The organism is Rathayibacter sp. AY1C2 (assembly GCF_002931195.1).
GTDB lineage: Bacteria > Actinomycetota > Actinomycetes > Actinomycetales > Microbacteriaceae > Rathayibacter.
Map to the genome: position 1 here is coordinate 38,611 of NZ_PSWG01000005.1, position 18,900 is coordinate 57,510.

Sequence of the window (18,900 nt, forward strand, 5' to 3'; positions counted from 1 at the left end):
CCGGATGGATCGAGCGCTCGACGACGGTCGCGGTCGCCGTCTCCGCAGTCGCAGGCCGAGCAGCCCGACCCGATGATCCCCGCCGCCACCGCCCGGCTGCGCTTCCGCGAGATGACCGCCGAGGACCTCCCCGACATGGCGGATCTGCTCGGCGACCCGGTCGTGATGCGGTACTACCCCGCGCCGAAGGACCGCGAGCAGGCAGCCGCCTGGATCGAGCGGAACCGGCGCAACTACCGCGAGCACGGCTTCGGGCTGTGGATCGTCGAGACCCTCGACGGCGAGTTCGTCGGCGACTGCGGGTTGACCTGGCAGCGCGTCGACGGCGGGATCGAGCTCGAGGTCGGCTACCACGTGCGGGCCGGTCTGCACGGCCGCGGCTACGCCACTGAGGCGGCTGCGGCCTGCCGCGACCTCGCGCTCGCCCACCGCCTCGCGGGACGACTCGTGGCGCTCGTGCACCCGGACAACGCCGCCTCGAGGCGCGTCGCCGAGAAGACCGGCCTCCGCGTGATCGCCGAGGACCGCGACGGCGGCGGACTCCTCCGCACCGTGCTCGGGATGCCGCTCGTCGGGCCCGGGCGCCGGCCTCGGGAACGCTGACCGAACGCCCCCGACGGCTCCGGACCATCGCGCGCGGAGCAGGCCCTGAGCTGGAGCAGATCCTGAGCTAGATCCGGTCCTCCAGCGCCGCGATCAGCGCCGCGCGGTCCTCGCGGAGGATCGAGGCCCCGCCCCCCGGCACGGTCCGCACCTCGACGCCGCGGCCGGCGAGGACGCCGCCCAGCGAGCCGTGGCCCAGCGGGTCCTCCGGCATCACGGCGAGCGTCGGCACGGGGAACGTCTCGGGGGCCTCGGCCGCACCCCGTGCCGTCAGCCCGCCGGCGGAGTCCTGCTCCCAGAGCGCGTGGGCCGACACGTCGAGCTCGATCTGCTCGTCCGTCCAGATCGGGTGGCGGTGGCGGAGGGAGTCTGCGTCGCCCTTCTCGACGTGCGCGACCGAGCCGCCGCGGTGGAGCGCGCTCGTCAGTCCTCGGGCGTCCGAGAACGCGGGGTCGAGCAGGACGAGCCGGGCGGCGCCGTACTCGGGGGCGAGCCGGGTGGCGACGACGGCGCCGAGGCCGTGGCCGATGACGAGATCGGGGGTCTGCAGCACCGAGGCGCGGACGTCCGACGCCCAGTGCTCCGGCGAGTACACGGGCGACGCCGGCGAGCCGCCGTGACCGGCGAGATCGGGGGCCACCACGCGGTAGCCGTGCTCGTGCAGCGTCGGGACCAGGGCGTACCAGATCCGGGAGTCGGAGCCGAGGCCGTGAAGGAGGAGCGCCGTCCGCTCGCCCGTTCCGCCGTAGTCGCGGACGAACAGCGCCAGCGGCTCGGCCGGCGCGGCGGCCAGCGCCTTCCGCTCGGCACGGGTCGGCTCGAGCACGAGGGTGTTGCCGAACGCCTGCGGTGCCGGCCCGAACGCGTCGCGCGCGCTCTGGATCACCTTGCGGCCGAGCATCGCGTTGCCGACGCCGCCCAGTGCCGCTCCGATCCCGAACGGCATCGCCCGGCCGACCAGGCCCGCGCCCTGTTGGGCGAGGAAGTGCTTGGCGAAGGACTTCTTCGCGCGGTCCGCCAGCTCGCCCACGAGGAAGGACGGCAGGCCCTTCGTGACCACGGAGCCCCAGTACTGGTTGAGGCCGCTGCCCCCGCCGACGGCCTGCCCGGCCACCTGGCGCACCATCTCGCTGCCGGAGGAGCCCATCATCAGCGTGAGCACGAGGGCCCGCGCGCGGTCCGGGTCCTCGAGCGGGATCCCGTGCACCTCCGTCACCGACTGCGCGAAGAGCGCGCTCGCCTCCAGGAACCCTGCGGCTCCCGCGCCGGAGAGAGCCACCGAGGCGGCCGTGCCGATGCCGGGGACGACGGCGGTCGCCCCGATCGCCGCGCCTCCCGCGGCCACGCTCGAGAGGTACTGCCGCTCGAGCGACGTGATGATCTGCTCCGGAGTCGCCCCGGGACGCCGGCGCCGCAGCAGGCGGATGTTCGCCAGCACGGCCGGGCGCTGCACCGCGAGGAGCCGGTCGAGCAGCTTCGCCAGCTGCGCGTTCTCGGAGCCGTCGGCCTGCTCCACCTCGCCGGCCCTCTCCACGGCGCGCTCGCGCTTGCGGTCCTTCTGGGCCATGTCGTGCACTCCTGCGTCCTCGGGCGCCGCGTGCGGGAGGGGTCAGTCGTCGGAGACGGTGCCCTGGACGGGCGGGCCCTCGGCCGGCGCCGTGCTGCTCCGCGGTGTCGGCGCGTAGTCCTCAGCGTAACGCGCGAGCACCTCCTCGATCGGCGCGTCCAGCACCAGGCGGCCCTTGTCCAGGTAGAGGCCGCGCGTGCAGAAGCGGCGGAGGTCGCGCTCGTTGTGCGAGACGAAGAAGAGGGTGCGGCCGGAGGCGAGCAGCTCCTCGATCCGCGCGTAGCACTTCTCGCGGAACGCCCTGTCGCCGACCGCGAGCACCTCGTCCACCAGGATGATCGGCTCCTCGAGCCGCGACACGACGGAGAAGGCGATGCGCACCTTCATCCCGCTCGAGAGGTGCTTGTAGGGGGTGTCGAGGAAGTCGCCGATCTCGGCGAACTCGATGATCGAGTCGAAGCGCGCGTCGACCTCGCGCTTGGACATCCCGTGGAGACCCGCGGTCAGGTAGACGTTCTCGCGGACGCTCAGGTCGGCCACGAAGCCGCCGGTGATCTCGATGAGCGGAGCGACGCCCCCGCGCACCTCCACCGCGCCCTCGTCCGGCAGTACCACGCCGGCGACGAGCTTGAGCAGCGTCGACTTGCCCTGACCGTTCCGGCCGACGACACCGATGGCCTCGCCCGCCCGCACCTGCACGTCGAGCCCGCGGATCGCCCAGAACTCGCCGGGCCGCGAGCGGCGGGAGCGGCCGGCGAAGAGGTCCTTGAAGGAGCGGCGGCCCCGCCGGTTGCGGCGGAAGCGGATACCGAGGCCGCGGCACTCGATGACCACGGGGGCGTCGGTCATCACAGCTCCTTCAGCACCGCGCGCTCGGAGCGGCGGAAGACGACGAGGCCCAGCACCAGCACGAGCACCGAGATGCCCGCGGAGGCGAGGATGAGCGGGACGTCGAGCTCGCTCTCGAAGAACGCGGAGCGGTAGAGGGCGAAGATCCCGCTGAGCGGGTTGAGCGCCGCGAGCGGCCGGATCTGCTCCGGCAGGTTGGCCGTGGAGTAGATGATCGGCGACGCGTAGAAGAGGAACCGGAGCACGAGCTTCACGGCCCGCTCCAGATCGCGGAAGAACACCACGAGCGGGGCCACCAGCAGACCCACGCCGAGCGTGAGCACCGCCTGCAGCAGGATCGCCACGGGGAACAGCAGCGCCGCCCAGGTCAGGTGCGCGCCGGCGATCACGGCGAAGAGCACCAGCACCGGCAGGCTCGCCACGAACTCGATGCCCTTCGAGAGCACGATCCGCCCGACCCAGATGGTCCGCGGGATCGACGTCGACCGCACCAGCTTCGCCTCGCGGAGGAACGCGCGGGTCGCGTCGGAGGTCGCCTGGTTGAACCACATCCACGGCAGCAGGCCCGCGAGCAGGAAGACGATGTACGGGTCCTCGCCGACGGTCCGCTGGAAGACGACGGTGAAGACGAAGAAGTAGATGCCCGACATGACGAGCGGGTCGAGAACCGACCAGACGTAGCCGAGCGCGCTCGTGGCGTACCGGACGGTGAGGTCGCGCCTGGTGAGCAGCCAGAGGGAGTGGCGGTAGCGCCAGGCCCGGGAGCGCCGGTGGCGCAGGGCCGTCTCGGTCGTGAGGGTGTCGGCCGTGCTCACTGCGCGACTCCTCCCGTCGGCTCCGCTCGAGCCGGGGGAGGAGCCGGGAGCGTCAGACGAAGAGGTTCGCGCGCTCGAGGTCCTCGGCGAAGTCCACCTCGACGGCGTAGAGGTCGGAGATGTCCATCGGCTCGACGAGCAGGCGGTCCTGCTCGATCGCCAACTCTATGCCACGCTCGAAGTAGTCCTGGGCGTCGACCCGGCCGAGCTGGCGCACCAGCGCGGCCTTGTCGGAGGCGGACACGTAGTTGATCCCGACCGCCTCGCCGAGGCCGCCGCGCACCGTCTTGGAGAGCTCCTGGATGAAGCCCTCGGCGCTCGTCGTGTACTTGACCTCCTCGTCCGACACCTTCGAGGTGTTGACGGTGACGAAGGAGACGTCCTTCGCGATCAGCGCGGCCGCGCGGTCGAGGATGCGCGGGTCGAAGACGACGTCGCCGTTCATCCAGAGCACGCCGCCCTGCCCGCTCGCCTGCAGCGCGCGGAGGAGGCTCTTGGAGGTGTTGGTCTGGTCGTACTGCTCGTTGTAGACGAACGTCGCCGAGGGGAAGGCCTCGATGATGTGCTCGAGCTTGTAGCCGACGACGATGCTCACCGGGATCTTGGTGCCGAAGGCGTGGTGGATGTTGTCGAACTGCTGCTGCATGATCGTGCGCCCGTCGCTGAGCGGCGTGAGCGGCTTGGGGAGGGAGCGGCCGAGCCGGCTGCCCATCCCTGCGGCGAGGATGACGACGGTGGCGGGGCTGCTGCTCGTCGAACCTGTGTGCATCATCGTGTGTTCTCCTCGAATTAACCGCTGCGTCTCGATCTGATCGACTCCTCGGGTAGAGACCTAGTGTACAGTTCACGCCCCCCGGGGCCAGGGTGGTTGACCTCTCGCCGTGTCGCCGGGTGTCGGCGCGGGCGCCGGGGGCCCGCGGGCGAGTTGGTACCGTAGCCGGATGACGTCCGTGACGAACGCCGAGCCCGCTGAGGGTGCCGCGGATCCGGACGGCGCCTCGCCCGTCGTCTTCGAGCTGCACCAGCTGACCCGGACCTTCGGGAGGACGGTGGCGGTCGACCGCATCGACCTGGCCGTCCGCGCGGGGACCTTCTACGGGATCATCGGCCCGAACGGCGCGGGCAAGACCACCACGCTCTCGATGATGACGGGCCTTCTTCGACCTGACACCGGCCGCGTCCTCGTGCACGGCGTCGACGTCTGGAAGGACCCGTCGGCCGCGAAGCCGCTGATCGGCGTCCTGCCCGACCGCCTCCGGCTGTTCGACCGGCTCACCGGCGCCCAGTTCCTCGCCTACTCCGCCGCGCTGCGCGGCATCGACCTCGCCACGGCGAAGCAGCGCACGGTCGAGCTGGCCGAGGCGCTCGGCCTCTCCGACGCGCTGGAGCGCCTGATCTCGGACTACTCCGCGGGGATGGCGAAGAAGGTCGCCCTCGCGGCGGCGATGATCCACGCCCCGCGCGTGCTGGTCCTCGACGAGCCGTTCGAGTCGGTGGACCCGGTCTCCTCGGCCGCCGTGATCACCGTGCTGCGCCGCTTCGTCGAGGGCGGCGGCACCGTCGTCCTCTCCAGCCACGGGCTCGACTTCATCGAGCGCGTCTGCGACGACGTGGCCGTGATCGTCGGCGGGCGCGTGCTCGCCTCCGGGACGGTCGCGGAGGTCGCCGGCACCGCGACGCTGGAGGAGCGCTTCCTCGAGCTCGCGGGCGGCAAGCAGATCGCCGAGGGGCTGCAGTGGCTGCACGACTTCTCCGGCTGAGGATCGACGTCCTCCTGGGCGCGTTCCGCTCCGGACCCGCGCGCTCGGCCGGCGCCGTCCTGGGCGTGCTCGTGGTCGTCGCGGTGACGGCCCTGCTGATCGGGGCGATCGGCGCTCTGCGCTCCTCGGACGCGGCGGCGGGCGCTCTCGTGACCGCCGGCGGACTCGTCTCCGTCGGCTTCCTGGTGCTGCCCTTCCTGCTCGGCCCGCTCGACCCGATGGATCCGCGCGCGTTCCGCCTCTTCGGCCTTCCGCCGCTCCGCCTCGCCGGGGCGCTCGCCCTGGCCGGCCTCGTCTCGGTCCCCACGCTCGCCCTGCTGGTGGTCGGGCTCGCGAGCGCGCCGCTCGTCCCGGGCGCAGGCGCCTTCGCCGTGGTCGGCCCGCTCCTCGCGGTGGCGACGGCCTCGCTGTTCGCGCGGATCGGCCTCGCCGCCTCCGCCGCACTCGTCCCCTCCCGGACCGCCCGCGAGCTGCTGGCCGTCCTCGGCCTGGTGCTGATGCTGGGCGGTCCCGCAGCCCTCGGCGCCGCCGCGCTGGTCGACACGGGGGACACCCCGGTGCTCGAGCGCTGGGGCGCGGCGATGGGGGCCACTCCGTTCGGCGCGGCGTGGATGATCGCCCCGGCCGCCCGGACCGGCGACGCGCTCGGCCCGCTCCTGCTGGCCCTGGCGACGCTCGTCGCGGCGGGCGCGCTCTGGTGGCTCGTCGTCCGCCTGCTGACGGAGCGGCCCGAGCGCACGCACCGGCCGCCGCGCGGCCTCCGGCTGGGCTGGTTCGACGTCCTCGGCTCGACCCGGACCGGCGCGATCGCGGCGCGCAGCATCACCTACTGGCTCCGGGATCCGCGCTACCAGGCGTCGCTCGTCGCCGTGCCGGTGCTGCCGGTCGCGGCCCTGCTGCTGCTCGCGGTCGTCGGCGTCCCCTTCCCACTGCTCTCGCTGCTCCCGGTCCCGCTGATCGCGCTGTTCCTCGGCTGGTTCCTCCACAACGACGTCGCCTACGACGGCTCGGCGTTCTGGCTCCACGTGGCCGCGGGCGTCCGCGGCTGGTCGGACCGGCTCGGCCGCGCCTTCCCGACCCTCCTGCTCGGCGTGCCGGTCGTCGTGCTCGGCTCGCTGATCAGCAGCGCGACCTCGGGGCTCCCCGATGCGCTGCCCGTCGTGCTCGCGGTGAACACCTGCCTCCTGCTCGTCCCCGCCGGCGTCGCCAGCGCCGTCTCGGCACGGCTCGCCTATCCGGCTCCGCGCCCGGGCGACAGCGCGTTCACGCAGCCCCAGGCCCCCGGAGCCAGCGGCGCCGGTCCGCAGTCCCTGGCGTTCGGCCTGGGGCTGCTCCTCTCGGCTCCAGCCGTGGTGCTCGGCGTCAGGGCCCTGTTCGTCGACCCGGAAGCGGCGGGCGACGCCGTGCTCGTCGGCTTCGGCAGCGCCGTGGTCGTCTTCGCCCTCGGCGTGCTCCTCGGCGGCAGGCTGTTCGAGCGCCGCGCGACCGAGCTGGTCGCGTTCACCAGCCGCTACTAGCGCCGCCCGATCCGGAGCGCACGGCCGCGGGCACGGGCTCCGCGCGTAGGATCGTCGGCATGATTCCGCGCGTCCAGAACAGCAGCACCGACCCCCTCGAGGGAGGCGGAGGAACCGCCACGCTCGACCGCGAGCTCGAGGAGCTCCTCAACCAGGAGTCCATCGAGCCGGGCGACCACGAGCGCTTCTCCCACTACGTGCCGAAGGACAAGATCCTCGAGAGCGCCATCACCGGCAAGCCGGTCCGCGCGCTCTGCGGCAAGAAGTGGCTCCCGGGCCGCGACCCGGAGAAGTTCCCGGTGTGCCCGGCCTGCAAGGAGATCTACGCGAAGATGAAGTGAGCTCCCGCCCCGCTCACTCGTAGCGGGTCGGGATGACGGGCTCGCCGCGGCCGAGCCGGAGCGCGTCGATCGGCAGCTCGAGGACCGCGTTGGCGTGGTGCGCGCGGGCTGCCGCCACTCCCTCGATGCCGAGGTGCTCGGGACGGATCGTCCCGTCCTCGATCAGGGGGACGAGCAGCGCCCGCTCGCCCTCGCCGACGGCGCCCTCGGGGCCGGCGCCCACGTGCACGACCTCGGCCTCGGCGACCCCGTCGTCCGAGAGCAGACGGCCGGCGGCCTTCCGCCCGCCGATCGACGCCTTCGAGACCGACTTCTTCGCCACCGCGACCCACTCGCCCGCGTCGTCCTCGTGCGCGACCAGCTTGTAGACCATGCCCGCCGTCGGGTGGCCCGAGCCCGTCGCCACCGAGGTGCCGACGCCGTAGGAGTCGACCGGTGAGGCCGCGAGCGCGGCGATCCCGTACTCGTCGAGGTCGTTGGTGACCGTGATGCGCGTGCCGGTCGCGCCGAGCGCGTCCAGCTGCTGCCGGACGGCGGCCACCTGCTGGGGGAGGTCGCCGGAGTCGATGCGCACAGCGCCGAGGCCGGTGCCGGCGACGCGGACCGCCAGGTCGACGGCGGCTGTCACGTCGTAGGTGTCCACCAGGAGGGTCGTGCCGGGGCCGAGCGCGGCGACCTGCGCGCGGAACGCCTCCTCCTCCGAGTCGTGGAGGAGAGTGAAGGAGTGCGCGGAGGTGCCCATCGTGGGCACGCCGAAGCTGCGGCCCGCCTCCAGGTTCGAGGAGGCGCCGAATCCGGCGATGTAGGCGGCGCGAGCCGCGGCGACGGCGGACCGCTCGCCGGCGCGGCGCGAGCCCATCTCGGCCAGCGGTCGCCCGTCGGCGGCCGAGACCATCCGCGCGGCGGCGCTCGCCACGGCGCTGTCGTGGTTGAGGACGCTGAGCACCAGGGTCTCCAGCAGCACGCCGTCGGCGAAGGGCGCCTCGACGATGAGCACGGGGGAGCCCGGGAGGTAGACCTCGCCCTCGCGGTAGCCCCAGACGTCGCCCCGGAAGCGGTAGTCGGCGAGCCAGTCCAGCGTGCGGGAGTCGACGACGCGGTTCTCGCGGAGCCAGGACAGCTCGTCGTCGCCGAAGCGGAAGCGCGAGATCAGCTCGAGGAGCCGGCCGGTGCCCGCGAGCACGCCGTAGCGGCGTCCGGGCGGGAGGCTCCGGGCGAACACCTCGAACATGCAGCGGCGGTCGGCGGTGCCGCTGCCGAGGGCGCCCTCGACCATCGTGAGCTCGTACCGGTCGGTGAGGAAGGCCGTGGAGTCCATCCGCTCAGTGTTCCACGGCCGCCCCCGCGCGGCCCAGGCGCGGGTGCCGGGGCTTGCGCACGCCGCCGGGCCCGGGAACGGCGTGCGGCCGGGACCGGGCCGCAGGGCGCGGGTAGGCTGTTCCTCTGTGACGGACGCACCGCTGGGCATCTTCGACTCCGGAGTCGGCGGGCTCACCGTCGCCCGCTCCGTGATCGACCAGCTGCAGAACGAGTCGATCGTCTACCTCGGCGACACCGCGCACTCGCCCTACGGGCCCAAGCCGCTCGCCGACGTCCGCGCCTACGCCCTCGACACCCTCGACACCCTGGTCGACCAGGGCGCCAAGCTGCTCGTCATCGCCTGCAACACCGCCTCGGCCGCGATGATGCGCGACGCCCGCGAGCGCTACACGCTCGGCCGCGGCATCCCGGTGATCGAGGTCATCCAGCCCGCCGTCCGCAGCGCTGTCCGCGACACCCGCAACCGCCGCGTCGGGGTGATCGGCACGGTCGGGACGATCCGCTCCCGCGCCTACGACGACGCCTTCGTCGCCGCGCCCGACCTGCAGCTGTTCACCGCCGCCTGCCCGCGCTTCGTCGAGTTCGTCGAGGCGGGCGTCACCTGGAGCGACGAGCTGCTCGCGGTGGCGGAGGAGTACCTCGCGCCGCTCAAGGCCGCGGGGGTCGACACGCTCGTCCTCGGCTGCACCCACTACCCGCTGCTGCGCGGTGCCATCGCGTACGTGATGGGGCCGGACGTCCGCCTCGTCTCGAGCGCCGAGGAGACCGCGCTCGACGTCTACCGGACCCTCGTGGCGCACGGCCTGCAGCGCACCTCCGCCGCGCCTCCGACCTACCAGTGGGAGGAGACGGGCTCGAGCGACTTCGTCCGCCTCGCCCGCCGCTTCCTCGGTCCGGAGGTCTCGAGCGTCGACCTCGTCGAGACCGGCACCATCAACCTGCGCGAGCTCGACCGGGCCGCGCTCCCGCACGATCGAGGGAGACCCGAGTGACCGACAGCACCGCATCGAAGGCCGCGCGCAAGGACGGGCGGGCGCCCGACGAGCTGCGCACCGTGACGATCGAGCGCGGCTGGAGCACCCAGGCGGAGGGCTCCGCGCTCGTCTCGTTCGGGAACACCAGGGTGCTCTGCACCGCCTCCTTCACGAACGGCGTGCCGCGCTGGCTGCAGGGCAAGGGCAAGGGCTGGGTCACCGCCGAGTACGCGATGCTGCCACGCTCCACCAACTCCCGCATGGACCGCGAGTCGGTCAAGGGGAAGGTCGGCGGGCGCACGCACGAGATCTCGCGGCTGATCGGCCGGAGCCTCCGCGCGGTGGTCGACACGAAGGCGCTCGGCGAGAACACCCTCGTGATCGACTGCGACGTCCTCCAGGCCGACGGCGGCACCCGCACCGCGGCGATCACCGGCGCCTACGTGGCGATGGCCGACGCGATCGAGTGGGCGCGCGGCAAGAAGTACGTGGGGCAGAAGGCGCAGCCGCTGATCGACAGCCTCTCGGCGGTGTCCGTCGGCATCATCGACGGCGTGCCGATGCTCGACCTGGCCTACGTCGAGGACGTGCGCGCCGAGACCGACATGAACGTCGTCGTCACCGGACGAGGCCTGTTCGTCGAGGTGCAGGGCACCGCCGAGGGGGCCCCGTTCGACCGCCGTGAGCTCGACGCCCTGCTCGACCTCGCGGTCGCCGGTGCCTCCGACCTCGCCCGCATCCAGGCCGAAGCGCTCGCCGCGGAGCCCGGAGCGTGAGCCTGGACCTCGTCCTCGCCACGCACAACGCGGGCAAGGTGGAGGAGTTCCGCGCCATGCTGGCCGGCGCGCTCCCCGGAGTCGGCGTCCGCGCCTACGACGGACCCGAGCCGGTCGAGGACGGCGTGAGCTTCGCCGAGAACGCGCTGATCAAGGCGCGCGCGGCGGCGGCGCACACCGGCCTCGTGGCGCTCGCGGACGACTCCGGGATCTGCGTCGACGTCCTCGGCGGCGCGCCGGGCATCTTCTCGGCCCGCTGGTCGGGACGCGCGCACGACGCGACGGCCAACCTCGAGCTCCTCCTGGCCCAGCTGCACGACGTGAAGGCGGAGCACCGCGGTGCGCACTTCAGCTGCACCATCGCCCTCGTGGTGCCGGACTCCGTGCTCCCCGGCGGTCAGGAGACGGTGGTCGAGGGCCGCTGGGACGGCGCGATCGCGACGGCCCCGCGCGGTGCGAACGGCCACGGCTACGACCCGGTGTTCGTCCCCGAGGCCGGGGCGCTCACGGCGGCCGAGCTCGCTCCCGAGCAGAAGAACGCCCGGAGCCACCGCGCCCGCGCCTTCACCGCGCTGCGCGCCGAGCTCGCCGCCCTGTCCGCCCGGCTCTGAGCCGGCGGGTTCCCACCGCGGGATGCCACTCCGGTGCACGCCTGTCGGCGTGCGGCGAGCCGGAGTGGCGTCTCGCGGAGGCGGAGGTCAGGACTTCGGGTGCTTGTCGTCCAGGGTGTCGGCGTCGAGCACGTAGGCGGCCGACTCGGTCGAGTCGGTCTCGGGGTCGGCGGCGAGCTTCGCCTTGCGCTGCTGCTGGAAGAAGTGGAACAGCGTCGGCAGCAGCGCGAGCACGACCGCGCCGATCAGGATCACGTCGATGTAGTGCGAGACGAAGTCGGCGACCGGCGGGATGAAGGCGAGCAGCCACCCGATCAGGGTGACCCCGCTGCCCCAGATCAGGGCGCCGATGAGGTTGTAGAGGCTGTACTTGCGGTAGTTCATGTGAGCCACGCCGGCCGCGATCGGCGCGAAGGTGCGGACGATCGGCACGAAGCGCGCGAGGATCACGGCGAGGCCGCCGAAGCGCTCGAAGAACGCGTTGGTCCGCTTCACGTTCTCGATGCTGAAGAAGCCGGACTCCTTGCGCTCGAAGATGCGCGGGCCGGCCTTGTGCCCGATCAGGTAGCCGACCTCGCCGCCGACGAAGGCCGAGAACCCGACGGCCAGGCAGATGAGCCAGATCGGGACGCCGAGGCCGCCGTTCGACGCGTTCTCGTGCGCCAGCAGGCCCGTGATGATCAGCAGCGTGTCGCCCGGGAAGAGGAAGCCGATCAGCAGTCCGGTCTCGGCGAACACTATGAGGCAGACCACGAGCACGCCCCAGGGGCCGAACGAGGTCAGGATCGTCTCCGGATCGAGCCAGGGGACGAGGGCGGCGTGATTCAACGGATCTCCAGTCGACGGGGGCCGGTGGCCGGTCGGCGGTCACGCGAGCGCGCTCAGCGTACCGGCCGATCCCGTGCGGAAGGAGGGACTCGAACCCTCACGCCTCTCGGCACAGGAACCTAAATCCTGCGTGTCTGCCATTCCACCACTCCCGCGTGCGGGCTCCAGTGTAGGAGGAGGGCCCCGCGCCTCAGCCGCGGGAGGCCGCCCGGGGGAGGTACCGCGGGATCCAGCGGGCGAGCGCCCCCGCTCCGCCCAGACCGAGCACCCCCATCACGACGGCGGCGAAGGGGAGGGAGATCAGGGCGGTGAGCGCCGACACGACGATCGGGGCGGCGGCGTTGCCCGCATCGCCGGTGAAGCGGAACGCGCCGAGGAACGGGGCCGGATCGGCGGGGGGCGCGAGATCGGCGCCGATGGTCATCAGGATCCCGGAGCCGATGCCGTTCGCGGCCGCGAGCACGCAGGCCACGGCGACGAACCAGGGCACCGGATCGAGGGCGAGCACCGAGGCGGCGAGGGCGAGGTGGCCGAGCCCGAGGCCGATCATCGAGGGGATCGCGGTGGCGCCCCGGCCGAAGCGGTCCATCAGCTGGCCGCCGGCGTAGAAGAGGGCGAAGTCGAGCGCGCCGGCGATGCCGATGATGATCGCGGTGTCGGTCTCGGCGAGCCCGATGCTCACCGCCCAGAGGGGGAGGATCAGCGTCCGGCTCGCCCGCAGCGCCCCGATCACGGCGGCGCCGGTCCCCATCCGAGCGAGGACCCCGCGGTGCTCGCGCAGCGTCCCGAGCAGCGACTGCGGCGACTCCGGGACGGTCGCCGACGCCTCCGCGGCGACCACGTCCTCCGGAGCGGCGCGGTCGGCCGCGGCCTGCGCCCGCCGCAGCACCGTCGCGGGGTCGGGCACGAGCAGCAGGACCACGACCGCCGCCACGCAGCAGACGATGTGCACCCAGAAGACGGACTCGACGGAGCCGGTGAGGTGCACCACCCCGGCCGCCAGGAACGGGCCGATCAGCCAGCCGGCGCGGAACGCCCCGGCGAGGGCGCTGAGCGCGCGGGCGCGGTGCGTGATCGGGACGAACGACGTCATGAACGCGTGCCGCGCCAGCGCGAAGACCGCGGTCGCGAGGCCGATCACGAAGACGCCGATCGTCAGCCCGACCCATGACGTCGAGAGCAGGCACACCACGAGCCCGAGGATCGACGCGGCCGAGGCTCCGAGCATCGCGCCGCGCTCGCCGATCCGGGAGACGATCCAGCCGCTGGGGATGTCGCCCGCCAGCTCGCCGATCATGATCATCCCCGCCACGAGGCCCGCCAGGGCCAGCGTCGCACCGAGGTCGCCGGCCGCGGCCGGCAGGAGGGGGATGATCGCCCCCTCGCCGATGGAGAAGAGGAGGGTGGGGAGGAAGGTCGACAGCAGCAGCGGCCCGACGGGGAAGGGGCGCGGAGCGGTGCTGGTCACCGTCCCCAGGGTACGCCCGGGCCGGAGGGCGGCCCCCGCCCCCCGGTAGTCTGGACGCACCATGCTGGACAACGACTTCACCGAGCAGATCACTGCTCTCCGCTCCACCTTCGCCGACATCCGCGCCGTCATCGACGTGGACGGTCTCCGCTCGAAGATCGCCGAGCTCAGCGAGCAGGCCGGCGCCCCCGACCTGTGGGACGACACGGCCAACGCGCAGAAGGTGACCAGCGCCCTCAGCCACCGCCAGTCCGAGCTCGCGCGGATCACCGCGATCGACCGGCGCCTGGACGACCTCGAGGTGCTCGTCGAGATGGCGAACGAGGCCGAGGACGCCGAGTCCGAGCAGGAGGCGATCGCCGAGCTCTCCTCCCTCCAGAAGGTCATGGGCGAGCTCGAGGTGCAGACTCTGCTCGACGGCGAGTACGACGACCGCCCCGCCGTGGTCACCATCCGCGCGGGAGCGGGCGGCGTCGACGCCTCCGACTTCGCCGAGATGCTCATGCGCATGTACCTCCGCTGGGCCGAGAAGCACAAGTACGCGGCGACCGTCATGGACGCCAGCTACGCGGAGGAGGCGGGCATCAAGTCGGCCACCTTCCAGATCGACGCCCCCTACGCCTTCGGCACGCTCTCGGTCGAGGCCGGCACCCACCGCCTCGTGCGGATGAGCCCCTTCGGCGCCGCGGGCAAGCGCCAGACCTCCTTCGCCGCGGTCGAGGTCATCCCGCTGATGGAGGAGGCCGGGGCGATCGAGATCCCCGACAACGACATCCGCGTCGACGTCTTCCGCTCCTCCGGCCCCGGCGGCCAGTCGGTGAACACCACCGACTCCGCGGTGCGCCTCACCCACCTGCCCACCGGCACCGTCGTGTCGATGCAGAACGAGAAGAGCCAGATCCAGAACCGCGCCGCGGCGATGCGCGTGCTCCAGTCGCGGCTCCTGCTGCTGCAGAAGGAGCAGGAGGCGGCCACCAAGAAGGAGCTCGCCGGCACCATCACCGCGAGCTGGGGCGACCAGATGCGCAGCTACGTCCTCGCTCCGTACCAGATGGTGAAGGACCTGCGCACCGACCACGAGGTCGGCAACCCCTCGCACGTGTTCGACGGCGATCTGGACGGCTTCATCGCCGCCGGGATCCGCTGGCGGAAGTCCTCCTAGCGCGGCTCGGGCGCGTCCCCACCGACGCGCCGCGCGCCCCCTCGGCGGACTCTTCGGGATCGTCGCTTACCCTCGTACCGACATGATTCGCTTCGACAACGTCTCCAAGCAGTATCGGGGCGGCACGAGACCCGCCCTCAACGCCATCGATCTCGAGATCCTTCGGGGCGAGTTCGTCTTCCTCGTCGGCGCCTCCGGCTCCGGCAAGTCGAGCTGCCTCCGCCTGATCCTCAAGGAGGAGCGTCCCTCCTCCGGGTCGATCCACGTGCTCGGGCAGAACCTCGGCAAGATCTCGAGCCGCAAGGTCCCGTACTTCCGCCGCAACATGGGCGTCGTGTTCCAGGACTTCCGGCTGCTGCCGAACAAGTCGGTCTTCGACAACGTCGCGTTCAGCCTCCAGGTGATCGGCAAGTCGAAGGGCTACATCCAGGAGGCCGTCCCGGACACGCTCAAGATGGTGGGCCTCGCGGGCAAGGCGTCGCGCCTGCCCCACGAGCTCTCCGGCGGCGAGCAGCAGCGCGTGGCGATCGCCCGTGCCGTCGTCAACAAGCCGGCCGTCCTGCTGGCCGACGAGCCCACGGGCAACCTCGACCCGACCACGAGCGCCGGCATCATGGCGCTGCTCGAGCGGATCAACGCGGGCGGCACGACCGTGATCATGGCGACCCACGAGGCCGGCATCGTCGACCAGATGAAGCGCCGCGTCATCGAGCTCTCGGCCGGCAGCATCGTCCGCGACGAGAGCCAGGGCGGCTACGGCCAGACCGAGAGCATCACCGTCGTCCACGACGGCGTCGTGGTCGTGGCGGCCGACGACCACGCGGTCGCCGAGCAGCCCGCGCCCCCGGCGATCATCGACAGCGAGCTCGCGCCCGCCGAGGTCCCCGAGATCGACCTGCGCCAGGAGGCCCCGGCCCCGCCGCCCGAGCCGGCCCGCCTCTCGCAGACCGCCGCCCAGCCCCGCGTCCCCGAGGGCCGCCGCTCCGCCGCCGTCGAGCCGGAGCGCGAGCCGGAGCCGGCCGCCGAGCCCGCCGCCGCCCCGCGCGTCGTCGAGCTGCAGAGCCAGACCGGTCCGATCTTCCTCCCCGCCGACACCGGCGCCCTGCCCGAGGAGTCGCTCGCCGCGCGCCTCGGCCTCCGCGCCCACGCGGGCGAGGGCGACGAGACCGGCGACGACCAGCAGAACGTAGGACCCGTCAAGTGAGATTCGCACTGATCTGGTCGGAGGCCGCCAGCGGCCTCCGGCGCAACGTCTCCATGGTCGTCTCGGTGATCCTGGTGACCTTCATCTCCCTCACCTTCGTCGGCACGGCGATCCTGCTCCAGATGCAGATCGGCCAGATGAAGAACTTCTGGTACGACAAGGCGCAGGTCGCGGTGTACATGTGCACCGCCACCTCCGGCGGCTCGAACTGCAGCGGCTCCGACGCCACCGCCGAGCAGATCGACGCGGTGCAGGGCCAGCTCGAGGGCGCGACGCTCGCGCCGTACATCGACCGCTCCTACTTCGAGGACCACGACCAGGCCTACGCGAACTTCCAGGAGCAGTTCGCGGGCAACCCGGTCGCCGAGTACGTCACTCCCGACCTGCTCAACCAGACCTTCTGGATCAACCTGAAGGACCCGACCCAGTCGGACGTCATCGTGGAGAGCCTGTCGAGCGTCTCGGGAGTCGAGAGCGTCACCGACCAGCGGCAGTACCTCGACCAGATCTTCTCGATCCTCAACGCGGCGAGCTACACGGCGATCGGCATCGCCGTCCTGATGCTCGTCGCGGCCGTGCTGCTCATCGCCACCACGATCCGCCTCTCGGCGTTCTCGCGGAGACGGGAGCTGGGCATCATGCGGCTCGTGGGGGCCTCGAACAGGTTCATCCAGACCCCGTTCATCCTCGAGGGGGTCTTCGCCGCGCTGGTCGGCTCGATCCTCGCGGGAGTCGCGGTGGTCGCCATCGTGCAGGTCTTCGTGCAGGGGTTCCTGGCGTACCGGATCCCGCTGACCTCCTTCGTGGGACTCGACGACGCTCTGATCGTCGTGCCGATCCTGATCGTGGTCGGCATCGTCCTGGCCGCCGTCTCGGCGAACGTCGCGATCGCGCGGTACCTGCGGGTCTGATCCCGGACCGGACGTATACTGGTGGGCTGTCCCGTTCGGGGCGGCCCACCGGTGCATCGCCCCGACGATGCCCGCCCCCTTCATCCGCTCGCGACCCGAGGAGCAGCCGTGCCCAGAGAACAGGGACAGAAGGTCGTCGCGACCAACCGCAAGGCGCGCCACGACTACCTCATCGAGGACACCTACGAGGCGGGCCTCGTGCTCACCGGCACCGAGGTGAAGTCCCTCCGGGCCGGCCGAGCCTCGCTGGTCGACGGCTACGCGTTCGTCGACGGGGGAGAGGCGTGGCTCGACGCCGTCCACATCAACGAGTGGGCCCAGGGCACCTGGACGAACCACCCGCCGCGCCGCAAGCGCAAGCTGCTGCTGCACAAGGCGCAGATCCTCAAGATCCACAACAAGGTGAAGGAGGGCGGGTACACGCTGATCCCGCTCTCGCTGTACTTCAGCGACGGCAAGGCCAAGGTCGAGCTTGCCGTGGCCAAGGGCAAGAAGGACTACGACAAGCGCCAGGTCCTCCGAGAGCGCCAGGACCGCCGCGAGGCGGACCGTGCGATGTCGACCCGCCGCCGCCTCGGCGAGTAGGCCCCGGCGGGCACTGTCCGACGGGTGCCGCGCAAGCCTCTTCTTCGCGCCCCGTGCTTTGGGAGACTGGGGCGCGTGACCTCCCCCGAGAACAGCGCCCCCGCCGCCCTGAGCGCCGCCGACGAGAAGACGCGGTGGCGCGCCTTCGCGGTGAGCGTCGGAGTCGCGGCCATCACGATCCTCGACCTCTCGAAGGTCAACGTCGGCCTGCCGTCGATCGAGCGCTCGCTCGGAGCGGACGCGAGCCAGCTGCAGCTGATCGTCGCAGGCTACGCGCTCGCCTTCGGACTGGCGCTCGTGCCGGCCGGTCGGCTGGGCGACATCCGCTCGCGCCGCCTGCTGTTCCTCATCGGGCTGACCGCGTTCACGGTGACGAGCCTGCTCTGCGCGCTCGCGCCGTCGATCGAGCTGCTCGTCGTCGCGCGCTTCCTGCAGGGCGTCGCCGCGGGAATCCAGATGCCCCAGGTCCTCGGGCTGGTGCAGCAGATGTTCACCGGCGCCGAGCGGGCCCGGGCCTTCGGGGTCTTCGGCGCGACCATCGGCCTGTCGACCGCCTTCGGCCCGACCCTCGGCGGCCTCCTGATCGCGATCGGCGGCGAGCAGGACGGCTGGCGCCTGCTGTTCTGGATGAACATCCCGCTGGGCGTCGCCGCGCTGGTCTTCGCCTGGAAGCTCATCCCGAAGAAGCGCTCGCGGCCCGAGGGAGACCGGTCCCTCGACCCGGTCGGCCTGCTCCTGCTGGCGGTCGCGATCTTCGCGTTCATGCTGCCGTTCCTGCTGACCACGGGCTCCTCCTCGGACTCGCCCTACCGCTGGTTCTGGCTGGTCCTCGCCGCGGCCGCCGCCGCGGTCTTCGTGCGCTGGGAGGCGCACTACGCCGCGTCGGGGCGGACGCCCGTCATCGACTTCCGCATCTTCCGGACCAGCTCCTACCGCAACGGCATCCTGGTCGCGACCTCCTACTTCGCCGCGATCCCGGCGACCTTCCTCCTCACCACGCTCTTCCTCCAGCAGGGGCTCGGCCTCGAGCCGGTGTTCGCCGGCATGGTGAGCATCCCGTTCGCGCTGACCTCGGCGGTGACCGCCTGGTACGGCGGCAAGCTCGTGCAGCGCTACGGCCGCGCACTGGTGGTGCTCGGCATCGTGCTCGTGGTCATCGGCTTCACGCTCGTGCTGCTCGCCGCCGAGCTCCTCCCGGCCGAGACCGCGGCCTACGGCATGGGTGCCGCGATGCTCGTCGCCGGGGCCGGCGGCGGCTTCGTCGTGTCGCCGAACCAGACGCTCACCCTCGCCGAGATCCCGCCGGCGCAGGGCGGCGTGGCGGGCTCCGTGGGCCAGCTCGGCCAGCGCGTGGGCACCGCGGTCGGCACCGCCTGCGCCTCCGCCGTCTTCTTCGCGACGCTGGCGAGCGAGCAGGGGATGGCGGAGGGGCTGGACCGCTACCACGACGCCTTCCGCAACGGCTACTTCGTCACCCTCGGGCTGATCGCGCTCGCGCTCGTGCTGGGTCTGCTCGATCTGCGCCGCCGCCGGGTGACCGCCCGCGGAGCTGAGGTAGACTAGGACTCGTAACTCCACAGTGTGCGACGAACGACCCACTCCAGCGGCC

Annotated in this window: 19 protein-coding genes and 1 tRNA gene; 12 read left to right on the top strand and 8 right to left on the bottom strand. The window is 72.3% G+C overall.

Features of this window, described 5'->3' with window-relative positions; all coding sequences use genetic code 11:
- The first annotated feature begins 72 nt into the window (after positions 1–72).
- A complete protein-coding gene (locus tag C5C55_RS05490; RefSeq protein ID WP_104233193.1) occupies positions 73–603 on the top strand; it encodes a GNAT family N-acetyltransferase in 531 nt (176 codons plus the stop codon).
- A gap of 67 nt (positions 604–670) precedes the next feature.
- On the opposite strand, the gene C5C55_RS05495 is transcribed toward C5C55_RS05490, so the two are convergent.
- From C5C55_RS05495 to C5C55_RS05510, 4 genes are read right to left on the bottom strand one after another with little or no spacing between them, the layout of a single operon-like run.
- The gene (locus tag C5C55_RS05495) at positions 671–2,170 is read right to left on the bottom strand and encodes an alpha/beta fold hydrolase (RefSeq protein WP_104233194.1); all 1,500 of its coding nucleotides are present in this window, start codon (positions 2,168–2,170) and stop codon (positions 671–673) included.
- Between the two features lie 42 nt (positions 2,171–2,212).
- A complete protein-coding gene (locus C5C55_RS05500) occupies positions 2,213–3,019 on the bottom strand; it encodes an ABC transporter ATP-binding protein (protein ID WP_104233195.1) in 807 nt (268 codons plus the stop codon).
- Positions 3,019–3,834, bottom strand: coding sequence for an ABC transporter permease (locus C5C55_RS05505; RefSeq protein WP_374954231.1), 816 nt, complete (start codon positions 3,832–3,834; stop codon positions 3,019–3,021). The genes C5C55_RS05500 and C5C55_RS05505 overlap by 1 nt, the downstream gene beginning before the upstream one ends.
- A 52-nt stretch (positions 3,835–3,886) precedes the next feature.
- Entirely contained in the window at positions 3,887–4,606 is a 720-nt protein-coding gene (locus C5C55_RS05510) for a phosphocholine cytidylyltransferase family protein (protein WP_258072504.1), read from the bottom strand.
- Positions 4,607–4,775: 169 nt separating this feature from the next.
- Between C5C55_RS05510 and C5C55_RS05515 the strand changes: the two genes are divergently transcribed.
- From C5C55_RS05515 to C5C55_RS05525, 3 genes are read left to right on the top strand one after another with little or no spacing between them, the layout of a single operon-like run.
- Positions 4,776–5,594, top strand: coding sequence for an ABC transporter ATP-binding protein (locus tag C5C55_RS05515; RefSeq protein WP_104223570.1), 819 nt, complete (start codon positions 4,776–4,778; stop codon positions 5,592–5,594).
- The gene (locus tag C5C55_RS05520) at positions 5,570–7,111 is read left to right on the top strand and encodes an ABC transporter permease (RefSeq protein ID WP_104233196.1); all 1,542 of its coding nucleotides are present in this window, start codon (positions 5,570–5,572) and stop codon (positions 7,109–7,111) included. Before C5C55_RS05515 ends, C5C55_RS05520 begins: the two co-directional genes overlap by 25 nt.
- A 59-nt stretch (positions 7,112–7,170) precedes the next feature.
- Positions 7,171–7,452: a DUF3039 domain-containing protein gene (locus C5C55_RS05525; RefSeq protein ID WP_104223568.1), complete on the top strand. Its 282-nt coding sequence runs from the start codon at positions 7,171–7,173 to the stop codon at positions 7,450–7,452.
- A 13-nt stretch (positions 7,453–7,465) separates the two neighbouring features.
- On the opposite strand, the gene C5C55_RS05530 is transcribed toward C5C55_RS05525, so the two are convergent.
- Positions 7,466–8,770 carry a nicotinate phosphoribosyltransferase gene (locus C5C55_RS05530; RefSeq protein WP_104233197.1) on the bottom strand — a complete coding sequence of 435 codons (1,305 nt, stop codon included), beginning with the start codon at positions 8,768–8,770 and terminating at the stop codon, positions 7,466–7,468.
- A gap of 127 nt (positions 8,771–8,897) precedes the next feature.
- On the opposite strand from C5C55_RS05530, the gene murI reads away from it, so the two are divergent.
- From murI to rdgB, 3 genes are read left to right on the top strand one after another with little or no spacing between them, the layout of a single operon-like run.
- Positions 8,898–9,764: a glutamate racemase gene (murI, locus tag C5C55_RS05535; protein WP_104233198.1), complete on the top strand. Its 867-nt coding sequence runs from the start codon at positions 8,898–8,900 to the stop codon at positions 9,762–9,764.
- A complete protein-coding gene (gene rph, locus C5C55_RS05540; RefSeq protein ID WP_104233199.1) occupies positions 9,761–10,522 on the top strand; it encodes a ribonuclease PH in 762 nt (253 codons plus the stop codon). Before murI ends, rph begins: the two co-directional genes overlap by 4 nt.
- Entirely contained in the window at positions 10,519–11,133 is a 615-nt protein-coding gene (gene rdgB, locus C5C55_RS05545; RefSeq protein ID WP_104223564.1) for an RdgB/HAM1 family non-canonical purine NTP pyrophosphatase, read from the top strand. The genes rph and rdgB overlap by 4 nt, the downstream gene beginning before the upstream one ends.
- 87 nt (positions 11,134–11,220) lie before the next feature.
- On the opposite strand, the gene C5C55_RS05550 is transcribed toward rdgB, so the two are convergent.
- From C5C55_RS05550 to C5C55_RS05560, 3 genes are all read right to left on the bottom strand, one after another.
- Positions 11,221–11,961: a DedA family protein gene (locus C5C55_RS05550; RefSeq protein WP_104233200.1), complete on the bottom strand. Its 741-nt coding sequence runs from the start codon at positions 11,959–11,961 to the stop codon at positions 11,221–11,223.
- Between the two features lie 74 nt (positions 11,962–12,035).
- Positions 12,036–12,116, bottom strand: a tRNA-Leu gene (locus tag C5C55_RS05555).
- 35 nt (positions 12,117–12,151) lie between these two features.
- Entirely contained in the window at positions 12,152–13,429 is a 1,278-nt protein-coding gene (locus C5C55_RS05560) for an MFS transporter (protein ID WP_258059482.1), read from the bottom strand.
- Positions 13,430–13,490: 61 nt separating this feature from the next.
- On the opposite strand from C5C55_RS05560, the gene prfB reads away from it, so the two are divergent.
- From prfB to C5C55_RS05585, 5 genes are all read left to right on the top strand, one after another.
- Positions 13,491–14,591 (top strand): peptide chain release factor 2, encoded by a 1,101-nt coding sequence (gene prfB / locus C5C55_RS05565; RefSeq protein WP_104226967.1) that lies wholly within the window; start codon positions 13,491–13,493, stop codon positions 14,589–14,591.
- 82 nt (positions 14,592–14,673) lie between these two features.
- On the top strand, positions 14,674–15,795 hold the full coding sequence (gene ftsE / locus C5C55_RS05570; RefSeq protein ID WP_104233202.1) for a cell division ATP-binding protein FtsE: 1,122 nt from the start codon (positions 14,674–14,676) through the stop codon (positions 15,793–15,795).
- A complete protein-coding gene (gene ftsX, locus C5C55_RS05575; RefSeq protein WP_104233203.1) occupies positions 15,792–16,706 on the top strand; it encodes a permease-like cell division protein FtsX in 915 nt (304 codons plus the stop codon). The genes ftsE and ftsX overlap by 4 nt, the downstream gene beginning before the upstream one ends.
- Positions 16,707–16,814: 108 nt before the next feature.
- Positions 16,815–17,291, top strand: coding sequence for an SsrA-binding protein SmpB (smpB, locus tag C5C55_RS05580; RefSeq protein ID WP_104223558.1), 477 nt, complete (start codon positions 16,815–16,817; stop codon positions 17,289–17,291).
- Between the two features lie 75 nt (positions 17,292–17,366).
- Positions 17,367–18,854, top strand: a complete 1,488-nt coding sequence (locus C5C55_RS05585) for an MFS transporter (RefSeq protein WP_104223557.1) — start codon at positions 17,367–17,369, stop codon at positions 18,852–18,854.
- Positions 18,855–18,900 lie beyond the last annotated feature (46 nt).